General features: G+C 65.1%; 17 protein-coding genes. 11 read left to right on the top strand and 6 right to left on the bottom strand.

Going from position 1 to position 19,901, the window contains the following annotated elements:
- Positions 1 to 125: 125 nt before the first annotated feature.
- The gene (gene rpsT / locus ACHL_RS09970; RefSeq protein WP_015937172.1) at positions 126 to 386 is read right to left on the bottom strand and encodes a 30S ribosomal protein S20; all 261 of its coding nucleotides are present in this window, start codon (positions 384 to 386) and stop codon (positions 126 to 128) included.
- 168 nt (positions 387 to 554) lie between these two features.
- Positions 555 to 1,118, bottom strand: a complete 564-nt coding sequence (locus ACHL_RS09965; RefSeq protein ID WP_015937171.1) for a type II toxin-antitoxin system PemK/MazF family toxin — start codon at positions 1,116 to 1,118, stop codon at positions 555 to 557.
- 170 nt (positions 1,119 to 1,288) lie between these two features.
- On the opposite strand from ACHL_RS09965, the gene lepA reads away from it, so the two are divergent.
- A complete protein-coding gene (gene lepA / locus ACHL_RS09960; RefSeq protein WP_015937170.1) occupies positions 1,289 to 3,145 on the top strand; it encodes a translation elongation factor 4 in 1,857 nt (618 codons plus the stop codon).
- 25 nt (positions 3,146 to 3,170) lie between these two features.
- A complete protein-coding gene (gene hemW, locus ACHL_RS09955) occupies positions 3,171 to 4,400 on the top strand; it encodes a radical SAM family heme chaperone HemW (protein WP_015937169.1) in 1,230 nt (409 codons plus the stop codon).
- 7 nt (positions 4,401 to 4,407) lie between these two features.
- Here the strand turns inward: hemW and ACHL_RS09950 are convergent, their stop codons facing one another.
- Positions 4,408 to 4,827: a DUF4870 domain-containing protein gene (locus ACHL_RS09950; RefSeq protein ID WP_015937168.1), complete on the bottom strand. Its 420-nt coding sequence runs from the start codon at positions 4,825 to 4,827 to the stop codon at positions 4,408 to 4,410.
- Positions 4,828 to 4,946: 119 nt separating this feature from the next.
- Positions 4,947 to 5,798, bottom strand: a complete 852-nt coding sequence (locus ACHL_RS09945) for a DUF3097 domain-containing protein (RefSeq protein WP_015937167.1) — start codon at positions 5,796 to 5,798, stop codon at positions 4,947 to 4,949.
- Between the two features lie 197 nt (positions 5,799 to 5,995).
- On the opposite strand from ACHL_RS09945, the gene hrcA reads away from it, so the two are divergent.
- From hrcA to ACHL_RS09930, 3 genes are all read left to right on the top strand, one after another.
- On the top strand, positions 5,996 to 7,009 hold the full coding sequence (hrcA, locus tag ACHL_RS09940; protein WP_015937166.1) for a heat-inducible transcriptional repressor HrcA: 1,014 nt from the start codon (positions 5,996 to 5,998) through the stop codon (positions 7,007 to 7,009).
- 81 nt (positions 7,010 to 7,090) lie between these two features.
- Positions 7,091 to 8,218 (top strand): molecular chaperone DnaJ, encoded by a 1,128-nt coding sequence (dnaJ, locus tag ACHL_RS09935; RefSeq protein WP_015937165.1) that lies wholly within the window; start codon positions 7,091 to 7,093, stop codon positions 8,216 to 8,218.
- 2 nt (positions 8,219 to 8,220) lie between these two features.
- Positions 8,221 to 8,994, top strand: coding sequence for a 16S rRNA (uracil(1498)-N(3))-methyltransferase (locus ACHL_RS09930; RefSeq protein ID WP_015937164.1), 774 nt, complete (start codon positions 8,221 to 8,223; stop codon positions 8,992 to 8,994).
- Here the strand turns inward: ACHL_RS09930 and ACHL_RS09925 are convergent.
- Positions 8,987 to 9,901 (bottom strand): GerMN domain-containing protein, encoded by a 915-nt coding sequence (locus ACHL_RS09925; RefSeq protein ID WP_015937163.1) that lies wholly within the window; start codon positions 9,899 to 9,901, stop codon positions 8,987 to 8,989. The two genes, ACHL_RS09930 and ACHL_RS09925, sit on opposite strands and share 8 nt — an antisense overlap.
- Positions 9,902 to 10,278: 377 nt before the next feature.
- Between ACHL_RS09925 and ACHL_RS09920 the strand changes: the two genes are divergently transcribed.
- From ACHL_RS09920 to ACHL_RS09900, 5 genes are all read left to right on the top strand, one after another.
- Positions 10,279 to 11,367, top strand: a complete 1,089-nt coding sequence (locus ACHL_RS09920; protein ID WP_015937162.1) for a PhoH family protein — start codon at positions 10,279 to 10,281, stop codon at positions 11,365 to 11,367.
- A complete protein-coding gene (gene ybeY, locus ACHL_RS09915) occupies positions 11,364 to 11,837 on the top strand; it encodes an rRNA maturation RNase YbeY (RefSeq protein ID WP_015937161.1) in 474 nt (157 codons plus the stop codon). The genes ACHL_RS09920 and ybeY overlap by 4 nt, the downstream gene beginning before the upstream one ends.
- On the top strand, positions 11,834 to 13,165 hold the full coding sequence (locus ACHL_RS09910) for a hemolysin family protein (RefSeq protein ID WP_015937160.1): 1,332 nt from the start codon (positions 11,834 to 11,836) through the stop codon (positions 13,163 to 13,165). Before ybeY ends, ACHL_RS09910 begins: the two co-directional genes overlap by 4 nt.
- A complete protein-coding gene (era, locus tag ACHL_RS09905) occupies positions 13,149 to 14,108 on the top strand; it encodes a GTPase Era (protein ID WP_015937159.1) in 960 nt (319 codons plus the stop codon). The genes ACHL_RS09910 and era overlap by 17 nt, the downstream gene beginning before the upstream one ends.
- Before the next feature lie 219 nt (positions 14,109 to 14,327).
- The gene (locus ACHL_RS09900) at positions 14,328 to 15,791 is read left to right on the top strand and encodes an LCP family protein (RefSeq protein WP_015937158.1); all 1,464 of its coding nucleotides are present in this window, start codon (positions 14,328 to 14,330) and stop codon (positions 15,789 to 15,791) included.
- Between the two features lie 93 nt (positions 15,792 to 15,884).
- On the opposite strand, the gene ACHL_RS09895 is transcribed toward ACHL_RS09900, so the two are convergent.
- Positions 15,885 to 17,837: a M13 family metallopeptidase gene (locus ACHL_RS09895; RefSeq protein ID WP_015937157.1), complete on the bottom strand. Its 1,953-nt coding sequence runs from the start codon at positions 17,835 to 17,837 to the stop codon at positions 15,885 to 15,887.
- Between the two features lie 251 nt (positions 17,838 to 18,088).
- Here ACHL_RS09895 and leuA point away from each other — a divergent pair, with 251 nt between their 5' ends.
- Entirely contained in the window at positions 18,089 to 19,828 is a 1,740-nt protein-coding gene (gene leuA / locus ACHL_RS09890) for a 2-isopropylmalate synthase (protein WP_015937156.1), read from the top strand.
- The last annotated feature ends 73 nt before the right edge of the window (positions 19,829 to 19,901 follow it).

Raw genomic sequence — 19,901 nt, 5'->3', positions numbered from 1 at the left:
ATGGCAGCGGTCCGCTTCCGGCTCCGCCTCCATGGACATGCCGAACGGGAATTTCGGAGCTTAAAGGCGTGTGGCCGGTACCCGAGGGTACCGGCCACAACCATCAGTTCATCGAACTGGAAACCTTACAGTGCGTTGACCTTCTTGGAGATCGCCGACTTGCGGTTCGCTGCGTTGTTCTTGTGCAGAACACCCTTGCTGACAGCCTTGTCCAGCTTGCGGCTGGCAGAAACGAGCGCAGTAGCAGCAGCGTCCTTGTCGGCGGACTCAACGGCCGTGTTGACGGCGCGGATGGCCGTCCTCAGCTCAGACTTGACTGCGTTGTTGCGCAGGCGTGCCTTTTCGTTGGTCAGGATGCGCTTCTTCTGGGACTTGATATTCGCCACGTGTGAACTCTCTTTGTAATGCGGAAATGGTCTAGAGGGCTTTCAAGCTGGCCTTGACTGAGCGGCGTGGGGATACCTATGGCGGCCAACCATCAGTGACCGTCGACCTGCACGGACACACAGCTATAAAGAATAGCAGGTCAGCCGTGTCAGTGGCCATTCTTCGTACTAGGTCCAGCCGTGTCGTTTCCGGAGTCCGGCCGCGACAGCGTCAAACCGGGCCCGGTCCAGTACGGCACCCTCCCTGCGGATGCTGTCCGGCCGGATCTGCAGCACCCGGTCCAGTTTCGCCTCGCTGGGCCGGCCCTTCCGATCCCAGCCGCCGGCCCCGACGTCCACATAGTCGCCGGAAGCGGAATCTGCCGGTACCCGGTCCCTGCTGGTAAGCATCAGCCCCAGCAGGTACTTTCCGTTGCGGCCCACGATGAGGACGGGCCGGTCCTTGCCCCGGGAATGGTCCTCCTCATAGGGGACCCACGTCCACACGACCTCGCCCGGATCCGGCTCGCCGTCGGGCTGCGGCGCATAGCGGATTCCAGCGTGGCCGGTGAAATCCCCCGGGTAGCCGGCAGCAGCAACGCCGCCCTTGGTTCCCGGGGCTTCCGGGCGGGCAGTGCGCGGGGCGGGACGCTGATGCTCCCTTTGCCTGTCCACGCCATGTTTGCCCGCATCCTGAAGCACCCTCAGTCCGGCCCGGACAGCGTTACCCAACATGCGGAGGTTGATAGCCATGCCGCCACCCTATAGCCCGGGCCTGCAGGCCGTGCGGGTCCCCTGCAGGTAATGCGGTGCCAGTGGCTAGGACGTGGGACACTGGTGGCTGAAGAAGTGCGGCTAATCCGCGGGCAGCTTGTGGTGTGCCTGCCGGGCGGCCGCGGAAAAGCCAACAGTAAGGACCCTGCGTGTCTCCCATGGCCCGCACCGCACCGGTGCCCGCCGCAACAGATCCGGCCATTATTCGGAACTTTTGCATCATCGCGCACATTGACCACGGCAAGTCCACCCTGGCTGACCGGATGCTCCAGTCCACCGGTGTGGTCCAGGCGCGTGACATGAAGGCCCAGTACCTGGACCGGATGGACATTGAGCGCGAACGCGGCATCACCATCAAATCGCAGGCAGTGCGCATGCCATGGGAAGTCGAAGGCGTCAGCTACGCGCTGAACATGATCGACACTCCGGGCCACGTGGACTTCACGTACGAAGTGTCACGGTCCCTGGCCGCGTGCGAGGGCGCAATCCTGCTGGTGGATGCTGCACAGGGTATTGAGGCCCAGACGCTTGCCAATCTGTACCTGGCGATGGAAAACAACCTCACCATCATTCCGGTGCTGAACAAGATCGACCTTCCGGCAGCGCAGCCGGAGAAGTACGCAGCGGAGCTCGCAAGCCTCATTGGAGGCGACCCCGAGGACGTGCTGCGCGTGTCCGGCAAGACCGGCGTTGGAGTTGAAGCGCTCCTGGACAAGATTGTCCGCGACCTGCCGGCACCTGAGGGCAATCCCGACGCCCCCGCGCGTGCAATGATCTTCGACTCGGTCTACGACACCTACCGCGGCGTGGTGACTTACGTCCGTGTGGTGGACGGCATGCTCCACCCGCGTGAACGCATCCAGATGATGTCCACCCGGGCCTCCCACGAGCTCCTGGAGATCGGCGTCAGCTCCCCGGAACCCACACCTTCCAAGGGCCTGGGCGTCGGCGAAGTGGGCTACCTGATTACCGGCGTGAAGGACGTCCGGCAGTCGAAGGTGGGCGACACTGTCACCAACCTTGCCAAGCCGGCCGCCCAGTCGCTCCCTGGCTACGCCGATGCGAAGCCCATGGTGTTCTCCGGCCTCTACCCGCTGGACGGTGCCGACTACCCGGTTCTTCGCGATGCCCTTGAGAAGCTCATGCTCAACGACGCTGCGCTGGTGTACGAACCCGAAACTTCCGCGGCCCTGGGCTTCGGCTTCCGCGTGGGCTTCCTGGGCCTCCTCCACCTTGAGATCACCCGCGAACGCCTGGAGCGTGAATACAACCTCGACCTCATCTCCACTGCTCCGAACGTGGAGTACGAGGTGACCCTGGAGGACAAGAAAGTGGTCCGCGTGACCAACCCCAGCGAGTACCCCACCGGCAAGATCGCCGAGGTCCGCGAACCCATGGTCTCCGCCACCATCCTGGCCCCCAACGAGTTCGTGGGCGCCATCATGGAACTGTGCCAGTCGCGCCGCGGCGTCATGGGCGGCATGGACTACCTTTCCGAGGACCGGGTGGAAATCCGCTACCGGCTGCCGTTGGCGGAAATCGTGTTCGATTTCTTCGACATCCTCAAGTCCAAGACCCGCGGCTACGGCTCGCTGGACTGGAAAGCCGACGGCGAGCAGGTTGCCGACCTCGTGAAGGTGGACATCATGCTGCAGGGCGAACAAGTGGATGCCTTCAGTGCCATCACCCACCGGGAGAAGGCGTATGCCTATGGCGTGATGATGACCGGAAAGCTCCGGGAACTGATCCCGCGTCAGCAGTTCGAGGTGCCCATCCAGGCGGCCATCGGTTCCAGGATCATTGCCCGCGAAAGCATCCGGGCCATCCGCAAGGACGTGCTGGCGAAGTGCTATGGCGGTGACATCTCGCGTAAGCGCAAGCTGCTGGAAAAGCAGAAAGAAGGCAAGAAGCGCATGAAGATGGTGGGGACCGTGGAGGTTCCGCAGGAAGCGTTCATCGCCGCGCTCACCACGGACGAATCGAAGGACAAGGCCAAGAAGAAGTGACCACTGCGCGGCGGGGAACCCGCTGATGCCCAGCGTACTTCCCCTCGGTGACCCGGCGCCGTCGGACGGCATCCTGCCTCCGCAGGCGGCCGTCGGCGCGGGGGACCGCGCGTTCGGCCTGTATGTCCACATCCCGTTCTGCGCCGTGCGCTGCGGGTACTGCGACTTCAACACCTACACTGCCACCGAACTCGGCGGCGGTGCCTCCCAGGATGCCTATGCCGGTACGGCAGCATCCGAGGTAGCCTTTGCGGCCGATGTTCTCAAGGACTCCGGCGTGCCGGACCGAAAGCTCAGCACCGTCTTCTTCGGCGGCGGCACCCCCACCCTGTTGCCGGCGGAGGACCTCGCCCTCATTCTTCGGACGGCTATCGGCCAGTGGGGGATCGAGGAAGGCGCCGAGGTCACTACTGAGGCGAACCCCGATTCGGTGACGCCGGAGTCCCTGGCTGTGCTGAGGGATGCCGGCTTTACGCGGGTTTCGTTCGGGATGCAGTCCGCCGTCCCGCACGTACTGAAGGTCCTGGACCGCACCCACACACCGAGCAGGGTTCCCCTAGTGGTGCAGTGGGCCCGGGACGCCGGCCTGGCCGTGAGCCTCGACCTGATCTATGGGACGCCGGGGGAGTCGCTGGCCGATTGGCAGTACTCTCTGGAAACTGCGTTGTCCTACGAGCCGGACCACATCAGCGCCTATGCGCTGATCGTTGAGGACGGTACCAAGTTGGCGGCGCAGATCCGTCGCGGCGAGGTCCCCGGGATCGACGACGACGATCACGCCGACAAATACGAGCTCGCTGACCGCCTGATCACCTCGGCGGGCCTGGAGTGGTACGAGGTCAGCAACTGGGCGCGCACGCCAGAGCAGGCCTGCCGGCACAACCTCGCCTACTGGCGCGGGGATGACTGGTGGGGGATTGGGCCGGGCGCGCACTCCCACGTAGGCGGCGTGCGCTGGTGGAACGTCAAACATCCCGCCGCATACGCGGGCCGGCTGGCACAGGGAACCTCACCGGCCGCCGGACGGGAAACGCTGGACGCTGAAACCCGCAACGTGGAGCGGGTCATGCTTGAGGCCCGCCTCCAGTCCGGACTGGAAGTGGCAAGCCTGGATACAGTGGGGCGGCACCAGATCGCCGGGCTGATTGCCGAGGGGCTGGTGGATCCAGGGGCAGCATTCCGGGGGACGCTGGTCCTGACGCTGAAGGGCCGGCTCCTGGCAGACGCGGTGGTGCGCCGGATCCTGCCCGACTAGCGCGGGATTACTTGATCCAGCGCAGGTTGAACCGGTAACGGTGCGGCTGGCCGCGGTTGACGTGGATGCCCGCCGCCACCGAAAAGCAGGTCAGCGCAATCCAGATCAACGTGGCAATCACGGCAAAAATGTTTCCGACCACGGGAATGAACACCAGGATGTTCGCCACTACCGCGGCGATGGTTGGCGGCAGGCTGAAGTTCAGGGCTTCCTTTGACTCCTGGGCCGTGAAGGGACCGCGGTCGCGGAAAATAAGGAAGATCAGCAGGGCGGGGACGCATCCCAGGATCCCGCCGAAGTGTGCCAATGTGGCCCACTGCCGGTCTTCGCTGGCCGTAAGCGGCAGCGCATTCGCCGGTACGCCGTGGTATTCGGAACGGCCGGTGCTGCTTTGGCCGTCCCTATGCTCGCGTGCGTTTTCTGCCACAGTCTGTTCCTTCGAAAAGTGCTATTGATGCCGGAGATGCAGGTGATGCTTCGGGGCCCGCTGCGGATCGCGGGCCACCGCACTATCAAGAATACTGGTGTTTGCCGGTCCGGCGTCCGTCAGGGTGCTGTGAGGAAGTCGATGACTTCCTCGACCCGGCCAAGCAGCGAGGCCTCAAGGTCTGCGTACGTATGGACGGCACCGAGCAGTTTCTGCCATCCCAGCCCGATGTCCTCCTTCGTGGAGTGCGGCCAGCCGAACGCCCTGAGGATCCCGGTTTTCCAGTCCTGGCCCCGCGGTACGGACGGCCATTGCGGGATGCCCAGCACGGAGGGCCGGATGGCCTGCCAGACATCCACGTAGGGATGGCCGACAATCAGGACGTTGCCTGCAGCTCCGGGGCCGGCCATGACAGCGTCAGCAATGCGGGATTCCTTGGAGTCCGGGACCAGGTGGTCCACCAGGACGCCCAGCCGGCGGCCCGGGCCGGGCCTGAATTCCTTCACGGCCCCGGCGAGGTCGTCGATGCCATGCAGGGGTTCGACGACGATGCCCTCCACCCGGAGGTCGTCTCCCCATACCTTCTCGACGAGTTCGGCGTCGTGCTTGCCTTCCACCCAGATGCGGCTCGCCTTGGCCACCTGCGCCCGCTGGCCTGCGACGCGTACGGAGCCCGAGGCGGTGCGCCCGGCCGACGGGCCCCCCGCTGCGGGCCGGGGTGCCGGTGGCATCAGCCTGATGGCACGGCCCTCGAGGAGGAATCCGAATCCCAGCCGGAAGGTCCGCGACTTTCCACGCCGGTCTTCGAGGGCCACCACGTGCATGCCGCCGGACTTCTCCACCCTGGTGACAGCCCCCACCCAACCGGACTGTACGTCTTCGAGCACCATGCCGCGTTCCACGGGCACTTCAGGCAGTTGTGTACGCGCGGGAGCAGACATGTCCCGCGGTCCCCAGCTCTGGTAATCCATGGTCACTCCGCCTCGCCGTAGGTCTTCTCCCGGAATTTCGCCCGGAGCGGTACCAATGCTAACAACGGGCCAAGGCATAATAGACTGTTAGCACTTAGGCATGTCGAGTGCTAACAGTTCGAGTGTACGTTCGAGTGCGTGCAGACTGGCAGGAAGGAACGGGTGGCTTAACCACCCCGACTGGATGGAGGTGGAGTGTGAGTGAGCCGCGCAAGCTGGAAGTACTGCGGGCCATCGTGGAGGACTACGTCCACTCCCGGGAGCCGGTAGGCTCCAAGGCCCTGGTGGAACGGCATCACCTGGGGGTTTCCAGCGCCACCATCCGGAACGACATGGCCGCGCTTGAGGACGAGGGCCTCATCACCGCGCCGCATACCAGTGCCGGCCGGATCCCCACGGACAAGGGCTACAGGCTGTTCGTGGACCAGATTTCGGCCGTGAAGCCGCTCTCGCAGGCGGAACGGCGCGCCATCCAGTCCCTCCTGGAGGGATCCGACGACCTCGACGACGTCCTGGACCGCACCGTAAGGCTGTTGTCCCAGCTGACCAACCAGGTAGCCGTGGTCCAGTACCCCCACCTGAGCCGGGCGCTGATCCGGCACATCGAGTTCGTCCTGCTGGCGCCGCGCAAGGTCCTGGTGGTCCTGATCGCGAACAGCGGCAACGTGGAGCAGCGCGTCATCGACGTCGGGCAGGACCTCGCGGACGATGCCTTGTCCGCGCTGCGTACCCGTTTCCTGGGAACTCTCGCCGGCACGCCGCTTGCCCGGCTGGCGCAAGCCCTTCCCGCCGTCGTCTCCTCCGTCAGTCCGGGGGAGCGGCAGGCGGCCCAGGCGTTGGCCCATGCCCTGGAAATCCTTGCGCACAGCAGCCGCGAGGACCGCATGGTCATGGCGGGCACGGCCAACCTGGCCCGGTCCAATGTCGATTTTCCTCTGAGCATCGGCCCCGTGCTGGAAGCCCTGGAAGAGCAGGTGGTGATGCTGCGGCTGCTGAGCGACATGGCGCAGGACCACCGCGGCGTGGCCGTCAGCATCGGCCGCGAAAACCCTTACGACGGCCTGGCTGAGGCGTCCGTCGTGGCCACCGGCTACGGTCCGGACAGTGTGGCCAAGATCGGCATCCTGGGTCCCACCCGGATGGATTACCCCAATACCATGGCGGCCGTCAGGGCTGTTGCCCGATACCTTTCCCGCATTCTGGGCCCCTGACCGGCCCGCCCCGGCAACACAGCAGCCGGGCCCGCACGGCAGCCCCACCGCAGGCAGTACAACAAGGAAGAGATACGAACTTTGAGCAGCCACTATGACGTCCTTGGAGTCTCACCGGAAGCCACCGGAGAAGAAATCAAAAAGGCCTACCGCAAGCTGGCCCGGACACTCCACCCCGACGTCAACCCGGGCGAAGATGCGGCGGACCGCTTCAAGGCCGTGACCCACGCCTACGAAGTCCTCTCCGATCCGCAGAAACGCCGGGTCTACGACACCACCGGCAATGAGAACGGCACCGACAACGGCTTCGGCGGCGGAAGCTACGCCGGCCAGGGCTTTGCATTCCAGGACATCTTCGACACGTTCTTCGGCGCCGGCGGATCCTCCGGGCCAGCCTCACGGGTCCGACGCGGCCAGGATGCACTCATCAGCGTCCGCATCGAACTGCGGGACGCAGTCTTTGGCGTCAACAAGAAGCTTGAGGTGGACACTGCCGTCACCTGCCCCACCTGCGAGGGGTCGTGCTGCCGTCCGGGGACCCACCCCGAACGCTGCGACATCTGCGGAGGCAGCGGGCAGGTACAGCGCGCTGTCCGTTCGATCCTCGGCCAGGTCATGACCGCGGCACCGTGCGGCACCTGCGAGGGCTTCGGTACGGTCATCAAAGACCCCTGCAACGAGTGCAGCGGGCAGGGCCGCATCCGGAGCCGCCGCTCCCTGACCATCAAGGTTCCTGCCGGCGTCGCCACCGGAACGCGCATCCAGCTGTCCGGGCAGGGCGAAGCCGGCCCCGCGGGCGGCCCCTCCGGCGACCTTTACGTGGAGGTCCGCGTCAACAACGACGCCACATACGTGCGGGACGGCGACGACCTGCACGCAACCCTCAACATCCCCATGACCGCAGCGGCGCTGGGCACCGACGTCAGCCTGGAAACCTTCGACGGCACCCAGGACATCGACGTAAAGCCGGGCACCCAGTCCGGTGAAATCATCACCCTCCGCGGCCTCGGCATCACCCACCTGCGCGGCTACGGCCGCGGTGACCTGAAGGTGCACCTGCAGGTGGAAACCCCGGCCAAGCTCGACGCAGCCCAGGAGGAGCTCCTGCGGCAGCTTGCCAAGCTCCGCGGCGAACAGATTACTGAGGGCAAACTGGCTGCCAGCGGCGGGATGTTCGCGAAGCTGCGGGACCGGCTGGGTAACCTGTAGCGGTGAGCAACCCCGTCTTTTTTGCCGCCGCCGGATCCCTCGTCGGTCTGGAGGAGGGCATGGAGTTTGTCCTGGAGGGGCCGGAGGCCCGCCACGCGGTCGCCGTAAAGCGGCTCGCGGCGGGCGAAGCCGTGGACATCGTCGATGGCGCCGGTACCCGTATGAGCGGCACGGTGGCAGAGGCTGCCGGCACCCGCCTGACGGTGCGGTGCGGCACCCTGGTGGAGGAGGCCCGCCCCAGAGTCCGGCTGGTGCTGGTGCAGGCCCTCGCCAAGGGTGACCGTGATGAGCTTGCCATCGAGACCTCCACTGAACTGGGCATCGACGCCGTCATCCCTTGGCAGTCCGAACGCTCCATCGTGCGGTGGAAGGGTGACCGGGCAGCCAAGGCGCACGGCAAATGGCAGTCTGTTGTGGGAGCCGCGGCCAAGCAGGCCCGGCGGGCCTGGATCCCTGAGGTGCGTTCCGCCGTCGACACCGCTGCACTTGCTGCCGCCGTGGAAACCGCTGACCTGGCGATCATCCTCCACGAAGACGCAGTGCGGCCCCTCCGTGCGGTCCTGGAAGGCTGGGAAGGTGCCAGTGGCACGGGTACCCGGGAAGTGCTGCTCATCGTAGGTCCGGAGGGCGGAATCAGCCCACGGGAGGTGACGCGCCTCTGCGACCGCGGAGCCGTCACGGCCCTCCTGGGCCACCACGTGCTGCGCTCGTCCACGGCAGGTCCTGCCGCCGTGGTTCTCTCCAGCGACATCCTGGGGCGCTGGGACGCTACCTGACTTTGAAGGACCTGTTGTCTTCGAACTGGTCCGGCCCGCCGTCGGACCCGGCCTGGGCAACCCTCAGTTCGTAGTCACCGGCGGGCAGGGTCAAAGCCAGCGTGAACACCCCTGCCTGCCCCTGTTCCGACGATGCAGTGGTTTCGCCGGTGAGGAAGGGCGCTTTGGCACCGTTATCAGCGGTCCGCAGGATCTGCCAGCGAAGCTTGCCGCCCGCCGACGTGCTGCGCCCGGTGATCTTGACGCTGCCGTCCGCCACCTCCGAACCTTCCTGGGGGTCGATGATCCAGACAGGAGCCACCAGGCCTGCCGTCCGGGTCATGAGGGCGCCGAGCTGGACCTGCCCGAAAGCCATGTAGTCGGTGTGGCCGTCCACCAGTATCCGTACGCGGATCTGCTGGCCGGAGTCGATTAGCCCGGAACTGGCCGCGGCAGCAGTGGCCGTGTAGACGAGTTGCTGGACGGCACGGGCGGCCATGTCCGCATCAAGGTTGCTGTTGAAGGCGTCCTCGGAGACGTCGACGGTGATGACGTCCTTTCCGGAAATCGAGGTGGCCAGCTTGCCGGGATTCTGCCACGGGGTGAAGAAGTCAGGGTCAAGGGGCTTGTCAGACATCATGGCGCGGAGTGCCCGTGTCACCGGGTTTTCTTGCTCGGGCACGTCCCGGAACTCCCTGTACAGGAAGACGTTGTTGCTGCTGCGGCCGATCCAGTAGACCGGTGCCTTGTTGGAGGACTGCGTGGTTTCCAGGGGGGCGCTGGTGGAAGGCGGCTCCGGGCTTCCAGTCGTCGCTGGACCGGTCATGAGGGTGCCAGTGGGGGAGGGGCCAGGCTCTGCCACGCACCCGGCAAGGATTGGCACGGCCGTCAGGACGCCTGCCAGCACGAACGCACGGGCGCGGCCCATGTTTCGACCTGCCCGGCGGGGCGCAACGGTATCCGGCACTTATGCCTTTCCTTTCCTGTCGTGAGGCCGTTCCCCGGTCGGCCCGATGTCACAGCCGTGGCTGGATTTCCAGCATTGCACAGCCCGGCCAAGCGATTTGCCCGGTTCCTGCCACAGAGCCCAACTGCAACGGGAACGATATGAGGACGATATGAAGTTGATACCTAATGACCTGTGCGCGGACGCCCGGGCCCCTGGGTGTCCGGCTTTAACGGCAGCCCGGATGCGCTGGCGTAAGATAAAAGGATCACGGAACGCGGGAACCAGGCCCTGGTTTCCCGGACCGGGACGACAGCAGAAACTACCTTGAGGGGACCACAGGCCTGCGGGCCAGCACCATGACTGAATCAGCCAACGGAAAGCGCCGGCTCAACACGGGAGAGGGCACTGCCGGGGAATTTCCCCACACCCTTCCCGGCGTCCGGACCGAGGTAGTCCTTTTCGACAATTCCGATCAGATGGTCCAGTCACTCGGCAGCCACGATGAGGCGCTGCGGTATATCGAGGAGCAGTTCCCGGACGTAAACTTCCACGTCCGCGGCAACGAGCTATCCCTCAGCGGCCCGGCCGGCGATGTTCCCCGGATCATGCGGCTCCTCCAGGAAGTCCGCGGCCTGGTGGCACGCGGCACCGTTATCACCCCCGCGGTCCTGCAGCAGTTGGTGGCTCTGCTCCGGAGCCAATCGCTCCAGAACCCCGTTGACGTGCTGACGCACGACATCCTCTCCAGCAGGGGGAGGACCATCCGGCCCAAGACGCTGAACCAGAAGAACTACGTCGACGCCATTGACGACAACACCGTCATTTTCGGCATTGGCCCCGCCGGCACCGGCAAGACCTACCTGGCCATGGCCAAGGCTGTGCAGGCCCTTCAGCAGAAGGAAGTCAGCCGTATCATCCTTACCCGCCCAGCCGTCGAAGCAGGCGAACGCCTCGGGTTCCTGCCCGGAACCCTGAGTGACAAGATCGATCCCTACCTGAGGCCGCTCTACGATGCCCTCCACGACATGATGGACCCCGAATCGATTCCACGGCTCATGGCAGCCGGAACCATCGAAGTCGCTCCGCTGGCGTACATGCGCGGCCGGACGCTCAATGACGCGTTCATCATCCTCGATGAGGCCCAGAACACCACCCCGGAACAGATGAAGATGTTCCTCACCCGGCTGGGCTTCGGGTCCAAGATGGTGGTCACCGGTGATGTCACCCAGGTGGACCTGCCCTTCGGCACCCGGTCCGGGCTCCGGATCGTGGAGGAAATCCTGCATGGCATCGAAGGCGTGAACTTCTCCGTCCTTGATGCGGCGGACGTGGTTCGGCACCGCCTCGTGGGAGACATCGTCAACGCCTACAGCATCTGGGACGACAGGCAGAGAAACCGTGCCCGGCAAACAGCCGGGCGGGAGAAGCGGGGGGAGCACGCATGAGCATCGAGGTGAACAACGAGTCCGGCGTTGAGGTGGACGAGGCGGGCCTGGTTGCCCTGTCCCGCTACATTTTCGAACAGCTTTACATCCATCCGCAGGCAGAACTGTCCATTCTCCTGGTGGACGAGCCTGCCATGGAGAAGCTCCACATCGAACTGATGGACGAGCCCGGGGCAACCGACGTGTTGTCGGTCCCCATGGACGACCTCACGCCCGGAACTCCGGACCGGCCTACCCCGCAGGGCATGCTCGGCGATATCGCCATCTGCCCCCAGGTGGCGCAGGTCCAGGCCAAAAACGCCGGCCACGCCCTCCAGGACGAGATGCTGCTGCTGACCACGCACGGCATCCTTCACCTTTTGGGCTATGACCATGCCGAGCCCGAAGAGAAGGAAGAGATGTTCGGGCTCCAGCGCGAACTCCTGACCGGCTTCACCGGCAAGGAAGCGCCCGCCGAGACCACCCAGTGACGCCCCTGCTCCTGGTGGCGATGGCCCTGGTTTTCCTGGCCATCGCCGCCGTTCTGACTGCGGCCGAGGCCGCCTTCAATTTCCTCCCGCGCCACGATGCGGAAGAAGCTCTGCTCCGGAGCCGCGGAACGGCTATGCGCAGCATCCTCCGCGAGCCCGTTGCCCACATCCGGGCCCTGAGGTTCTGGCGTGTCTGGTTTGAAATGGCCTCCGCCGTGGCCGTCTCGGTGCTGCTTTACAGTCTCCTGGACAACATCTGGCTGGCCGGCCTTGCAGCAACCGGCATCATGGCGCTGCTGGGGTTCGTGATCGTGGGTGTCTCCCCCCGCCAGCTGGGCAGACTCCACTCGTCCGCGGTAGTGCGCTTCACTGCGCCGATGATCCGTTTCCTGACGTGGGTACTGGGGCCCATCCCCGGATGGCTCGTCGCCGTGGGTAGCGCTGCCGCGCCAGGCGCCCCCGGCGGGGATGAAGCCTTCTTCAGCGAACAGGAATTCCGTGAACTGGTGGACCGCGCCAGCGAATCCGACATGATCGAGGACACCGAAGCTGAGATGATCCAGTCGGTGTTCGACTTCGGGGACACGCTGGTCCGTGCCGTCATGGTGCCCAGGACGGACATCGTTGGCATCGACTCCGGTTCGAGCCTGCACGAGGCCATGTCCCTGTTCCTCCGGTCCGGCTACTCCCGGGTCCCGGTTATCGGCGAGGACACCGACCACATCCTGGGAATCGTCTACCTCAAGGACGTGGCCGCCGTCGTGCATGAACTGGACGCCGGCGTCGAACCGCCCACGGTCGACTCCATGGCACGCGAGGTCCGCTACGTGCCGGAATCAAAGCCGGTGAGCGACCTGCTGCGGGAACTGCAGAAGGAGTCCACACATGTGGCCATCGTCATCGACGAGTACGGCGGCACGGCCGGCCTGGTCACGCTTGAGGACCTGATCGAGGAAATCGTGGGCGAGATCGTTGACGAATACGACACCGAAAGCGCCGAGGCCGTAGAGCTCGGCGACGGTTCCTACCGGGTCAGCTCCAGGATGAGCATCGATGACCTCGGAGAGCTTTTTGACATCGAGCTTGACGACGACGAAGTGGACACCGTGGGCGGACTGCTCGCCAAAGCGCTGGGACGTGTTCCCATCGTAGGCAGCAGGGTGGAAGTCCAGGGAGTATCGCTGCGCGCCGACCGGCTCGAGGGCCGCCGCAACCGCGTCAGCCATATCATTGCGGCACCCGTGCCAACAGTAGACACTGACCTTGAAGACCTCTTCCATGAGGCGGAAGCAACCCAGCAGGGAGTTCCACGTGAGCAAGAAAAGTAAGGCCCCGTCAGAAGACGATTTCGGCGGATTCCGGGCAGGGTTCTCGGTCCTCGTCGGGCGTCCCAACGCGGGCAAGTCCACCTTGACCAACGCCCTGGTGGGTAAGAAGGTAGCCATCACCTCCGCCAAGCCGCAGACCACCCGGCACACCATCCGGGGGATCGTCCACCGCGACGACGCCCAGCTGATCCTGGTGGACACGCCGGGTCTCCACCGGCCGCGGACCCTGCTCGGCAAGCGCCTGAACGACCTCGTGGCAGACACCCTCGCAGAGGTGGATGCCATCGGCTTCTGCCTGCCCGCCAACGAAAAGATCGGTCCCGGCGACAAGTTCATCGCGGCACAGCTTGCCGCCGTGGGCGGTAAGCCTGTCATTGCCATCGTGACGAAGGCCGACCTTGTGGACAAGCAGGCGCTGACCGAACAGCTGCTCGCCGTCGATGCGCTCGGCCGTGAAGTGCTCGGCGAAGACGGGTGGCGGGACATCGTCCCCGTCTCCGCGAATGACGGCTTCCAGGTGGACACTGTGGCCGACGTCCTCATCAGCCACATGCCGCCGTCGCCCCCTCTGTACCCGGACGGCGAACTGACCGACGAGCCCGAGGCCGTCATGGTGGCTGAACTGATCCGCGAGGCGGCGCTGGAAGGTGTCCGGGACGAACTTCCGCATTCACTCGCCGTGGTGGTCGAAGAGATCGTCCCCCGTGAGGACCGGCCGGAAGACAATCCGCTCCTTGACGTCCGGGTAAACCTGTACGTGGAACGTCCGTCCCAGAAGGCCATTATCATCGGCAAGGGCGGGAGCAGGCTGCGGGAGGTGGGGACCAACGCGCGCAAGGGCATCGAGGCGCTGCTCGGCACGCGCATCTACCTGGACCTCCATGTGAAGGTGGCAAAGGACTGGCAGCGGGACCCAAAACAGCTGGTCAAGCTCGGTTTCTGACGTCCCGGGCGGGGTGTCGCAGGTCACCGCCCGGCGTTTTCCCAGACTCGGCCACTAAAATGGACCGGATTTTGTAATTAGAGGAAGGTTCAACACGTGGCGCGAGGCCGTGGCAAAAACGAGTTCGGCGCTGAGTCGCCACCCGGCTCCGGCCCCGTTTCCAGGCACGCCGACCAGGCGGGCCTGGGCGCTGCCAGGCATCTTGGAGCCATCCGGGGGATGCCCGTCTGGCTGAAGATCATCACCGCCATCGTCGCTGTGGCGTTGGTGGGTGGCTTGGCCTTTGCCGGGTTCTGGTTCATCCGGCTCCAGAACAACATCTCCAAGGCGCCACTGAACGCCGGCGGAACTGGCACCGAGGGGCCGGTGAACAACGCCACCGGGCGGATGCAGATCCTGATCCTGGGCTCTGACACCCGCGACGGCAAGAACTCGGAATACGGCACCTCTGATGACTCGACGGGCTACGGCAAGTCCGACGTCATGATGCTGATGGACATCTCCGAGGACAACAAGCGCGTCAGCGTCATCAGCTTCCCGCGTGACCTGCTGGTCAACATCCCCGCATGCAAGGACTCCAAGACGGGCCGTGAATATCCGGCGCGCAGCGGAGTGATGATCAACGAAGCCATGGGTGAGGCCGGAATCGGTTGTGCCGTGGACACCGTCAACAAGCTGACCGGACTGGAAGTGGACCATTTCATGATGGCCGACTTCAACGCCGTCAAGGAGTTGTCCAATGCCGTGGGCGGTGTGGACGTGTGCGTCAGCGATGCCATCTACGATCCGGATTCCCGGCTCCGGCTGCCGGCAGGAACTTCCGCCGTGCAGGGGGAGCAGGCACTCGCCTTCCTTCGCACCCGGCACGCCTTCGCCGACGGTGGCGACCTGGGGCGGATCCAGGCACAGCAGGGCTTCCTGTCCTCGCTGACCCGGAAAATCAAGGACGAGGGAACGTTGTCGGATCCGGCCCGGATGCTGAAGATCGCCGACGTTGTTACCCAAAACCTCACGGTGGACGAAGGCCTTGCCTCGGTGCCCACCCTGCTGACCATCGGCAACCGGCTCAAGGACATCGACCTCGGGAAGGTGGCATTTGTCTCCGTGCCCACCACGCCTGCCGTGTCCGATCCCAACCGCCTCGAAATTGCCGAGCCTGCGGGGTCCCAGCTCTTCACGGCGCTGCAGAAGGACGTCGACCTGACTGATCCCACGGCACCCACCACGCCGTCGCCCACCGAAAGCCCGTCCCCGTCCGCGACTCCGACGGAAACCGAAGCGCCGCTCCCGCCGTACAACAAGGCCCTTCAGCCGGTTTCGGTGGCTAACGGCTCGGGTGTTCCCGGACGTTCCCAGGAGATCGTCCAGGCACTGGTCTCCGGAGGCTTCACCCAGGCGGCACAGTTCGAAGCGCAGCCGATAGCCAAGTCAGGTGTCTACTTCGGTGCCGATTATGCTGACGTTGCAGCGGACGTGGCCGCGCTCCTCGGGATTCCCGCGTCACAGGTGATCCCGGCGCCGGGGGTAACCGGCGTGCAGGTCTACCTGGGCAGCGATTTCACGTCCGGGGCCACCTACGGGAGCGGGAGTGGATCCGGCGCGGCCCTCCCGGACGACATCGTCAACCAGACTGCCGGGGATGCCCGCTGCCAGCAGGCCAACCCCGAACTGATCGTCCGGTAGCGGCCCGACCCGCCCTGGTTCGGAGCCCCTACGGCAACGGCCGCGGTACCAGCTTCAGGCTGGCACCGCGGCCGTTGCCGTTCTCCGGATGGATTACCAGATGCTGACCCGCTCGCCGGACGGCATCCACATCTCGTCCTGCTCGGTAACCTCGAAGGCTTCGTGGAAAGCGTCGAGGTTGCGGGCGATGGCGTTGGTCCTGAACTCGTTGGGGGAGTGCGGGTCAGTTGCGAGGCGGCGGATCGCCTCCTCCTGACGGATGACCTGGCGCCAGCCGGCTGCCCATGAAGCGAAGAACCGCTGGTGGCCGGTCAGGCCGTCCAGGACCTCCGGTTCGCGGCCTTCCAGGCTGATCCTGTAGGCCTTGTGGGCGATGGCAAGCCCTGCAAGGTCGCCGATGTTCTCGCCAAGGGTCAGCCGGCCGTTGACGTGGTGTCCCGGGGCGGCCGCGGGGGAGAGGGCGTCGTACTGGGCCACCAGGCGGGCAGTGAGCTTCTCGAACGCCTGCCTGTCCTCATCGGTCCACCAGTTGCGAAGGGCGCCGCCGCCGTCGAACTGGGAACCCTGGTCATCAAAGCCGTGGCCGATTTCATGACCGATCACGGCTCCGATACCGCCGTAGTTGACGGCATCATCAGCATCGGCCGTGAAGAACGGCGGCTGCAGGATTGCGGCGGGGAACACGATTTCGTTCATCATCGGGTGGTAGTAGGCGTTGACCGTCTGCGGAGTCATGAGCCACTTGTTGCGGTCCACGGGCTTGCCCACCTCATCGAGGTGCCGGTCGACGTCGGCGTTATGGGCGCGCTCCACGTTCCCAAGGAGGTCGTTGGGGTCGATCTCGACGGCTGAGTAGTCGATCCACTCATCGGGGAAGCCGATCTTGGCACGGAAACCGTCCAGTTTGCGCAGGGCTTCGGCTTTGGTGTCCGCCCCCATCCAGCCCACTTCGTTGATACTGCTCCGGTACGCCTCGATGAGGTTGCCCACGAGGGTCTGCATCCTTGCCTTGTGGGATTCCGGGAAGTGCCGGGCCACGTAGATCTGCCCGACGGCCTCACCGAGGGCCGCCTCAACTACGGCGACGCCGCGCTTCCAGCGGTCCTTGTTCCGCGGAGTGCCACTGATCGTGGTGCCGTAGAAGGCAAAATTTGCGTCGACGACGGCCTGCGACAGGTAGGGTGCCGCGGCGCTGATAACGCGCATGGCCAGCCAGTCCCGCCACGCATCCAGCGGTTCGGTATCCAGGAGAGCCGCAGCGCCCGAGAAGAAGTCGGGGGTGCTCACCACGATCTCCTGCCGCTTCTCCCCGGCGATGTCCGCAGCCTCGAACCAGGTGGCAAGCAGTGGGAACAGCTCCCCGGCTTGCTCTGCTGTCTTGAGGTTGTAGGTCTTTTGCGGATCCCGCAGGGTGACGTTGTCCCAGTGGTGCGAGGCCAGCTTGGTTTCCAGGTCCACTACACGGTCCGCCGCAGATTCTGCGTCCTCGCGTCCCGCCAGTGCCAGCATCGTGGCTACGTGGGTCCGGTACGCGGCCACCGTAGGGGCAAACTTTTCGTCCCGGTAGTAGGACTCATCAGGGAGGCCCAGGCCGCCCTGGCCGGTGTACAGCAGGACACGGTCCGGGTTTCCGGCGTCGGGGGCGGGGTAGATGTAGAAGAGCCCGCCCACGTCCGAGCGGAAGAGGCGTCCGGCCAGTGCAAGGAGGTCAGTGGCCGAGCCCGTGGCGTAGACGTCCGCGAGCCGCTGACGGATCGGTTCGATGCCCTTCGCTTCAGCAACGGCCTCGTCCATGAAGCTGTTGTACAGCCCGCCGATCTTGCGCTCTATGCCGCTTGCCGCGTCGCCCTTGGCCGCAGCTTCCTCGATGATGTCCCGCACGGCGAGTTCCGAGCCGTCCCGCAACGCAGTGAAGGTCCCTTCCAGCGGCCGGTCGTCCGGAATCTCGGTGGCCTTCAGCCAGGCACCGTTGACGTGCTGGTAGAGGTCGTCCTGCGGCCGGACCGTGTGATCAATGGTGGAAAGGTCGATCCCCGAAATGGGCACTGAAACTCCTTTTGCTGCGACGCCGCTGCCGGCACAAATACCCGGTGCGTCTGCATGATGGACTTTACGGACGGTAGTGCCCTTTCATCTTACGCACCCGTGTTACCCTCAAAAGGTGCGTGCAGAGTTCCTCCTCCTTAGCTGCCGCGGCGAGGCTACAGACGCTATCTAGCGCAAGGCCCACCCTCGCTGCGGAGTTTGTGTTGCCCGGCCACCCTTTCACTGAAGATCCATAGAAAAGGCCCCAAGTAATGCGAAACGCACAGAAGTCCTCCGGAATGCCCTTCCACCGTTACACGCCGTTCCAGGACCAGATCACCGTCGAGATGCCGGACCGTACCTGGCCGGACAAGGTAATCACCAAGGCTCCGCGCTGGTGTGCAGTGGACCTGCGGGACGGCAACCAGGCGCTGATCGATCCCATGAGCCCGGCACGCAAAATGAAGATGTTCGATCTGCTGGTCCGCATGGGCTACAAGGAGATCGAGGTCGGTTTTCCGTCCGCATCGCAGACTGACTTCGACTTTGTCCGCCAGCTGATCGAGGGCAACCACATCCCGGATGATGTCACCATCCAGGTCCTCACCCAGGCCCGTGAGCACCTGATCGAGCGGACCTACGAATCCCTCGTGGGCGCGAAGCAGGCCATCGTCCACCTGTACAACTCCACGTCCGTGCTGCAGCGGCGCGTGGTCTTCAACCAGGACGAGGACGGGATCCTCGACATCGCACTCCAGGGTGCGCGGCTGTGCCGGAAGTACGAGGAAACGCTGGCCGACACGCACATCACGTACGAATACTCACCGGAGTCCTTCACCGGCACGGAACTGGAATACGCCGTTCGCGTCTGCAACGCCGTCGCCGATGTCTTTGAAGCCTCGGCAGACCGGCAGGTCATCATCAACCTGCCGGCCACCGTAGAAATGGCCACCCCGAACGTGTACGCCGATTCGATTGAATGGATGAGCCGGCACCTGCACCCCCGCGAGGGCATCATCCTCTCGCTGCACCCGCACAACGACCGCGGGACCGGCGTGGCCGCCGCCGAACTGGGCTACATGGCCGGCGCAGACAGGATTGAAGGCTGCCTGTTCGGCAACGGGGAGCGTACCGGCAACGTGGACCTGGTGACCCTGGGGCTGAACCTGTTCGTGCAGGGCATCGACCCGATGATCGACTTCTCCGACATCGACGACGTCCGCCGGACCGTTGAATACTGCAACCAGCTGCCTGTCCCCGAGCGGTCCCCGTACGGCGGCGACCTGGTGTTCACTGCCTTCTCCGGCTCCCACCAGGACGCCATCAAGAAGGGCTTCGAGGCCCTGGAACGGGACGCTGCCGCCGCCGGCAAGGACGTAGCGGACGTCACCTGGCAGGTGCCCTACCTGCCGGTGGACCCCAAGGACCTGGGCCGCAGCTACGAGGCCGTCATCCGCGTCAACTCCCAGTCCGGTAAGGGCGGTGTGGCCTACCTGCTCAAGAACGAGCACAGCCTGGACCTGCCCCGCCGGGCCCAGATCGAGTTCTCCGGTGTCATCCAGCGGCGCACGGACACCGTGGGCGGCGAAGTCAGCGGCGCCCAGCTCTGGCAGATCTTCCAGGACGAGTACCTGCCCTCCGGCAAGGCTGACGGCCAGTGGGGCCGCTACTCCCTGGGTTCGGTCAAGACCGAGACCGATGACGACGGCGGCATGACGCTGCACGCGTCCCTCACCGTCGACGGTGCCCAGGTCAGCCGTACCGGTACCGGAAACGGGCCCATCGCCGCGCTGCTGAACATCCTCACCCAGGACGGTGTTGACGTCCGCGTCCTGGACTACAGCGAGCACGCCCTGTCCGAAGGAGGCAATGCGATGGCCGCAGCGTATGTCGAATGCGCAGTGGGCGAGCGCGTCCTGTGGGGCGTGGGCATCGACGCCAACACCAGCATGTCCTCGCTGAAGGCCGTAATCTCCGCCGTCAACCGGGCCATCCGCGACGCCCAGTCCTGATCCGCAGGCCGCCGCGTTGCCCTAATCTCGGGGGCGCGCGGCGGCGCACGGGCTTCCGCGCCCCTCAGGGATG

It is taken from the genome of Pseudarthrobacter chlorophenolicus A6 (assembly GCF_000022025.1).
GTDB classification, from domain to species: domain Bacteria; phylum Actinomycetota; class Actinomycetes; order Actinomycetales; family Micrococcaceae; genus Arthrobacter; species Arthrobacter chlorophenolicus.
This window is presented reverse-complemented; position numbering and strand designations above follow the sequence as displayed.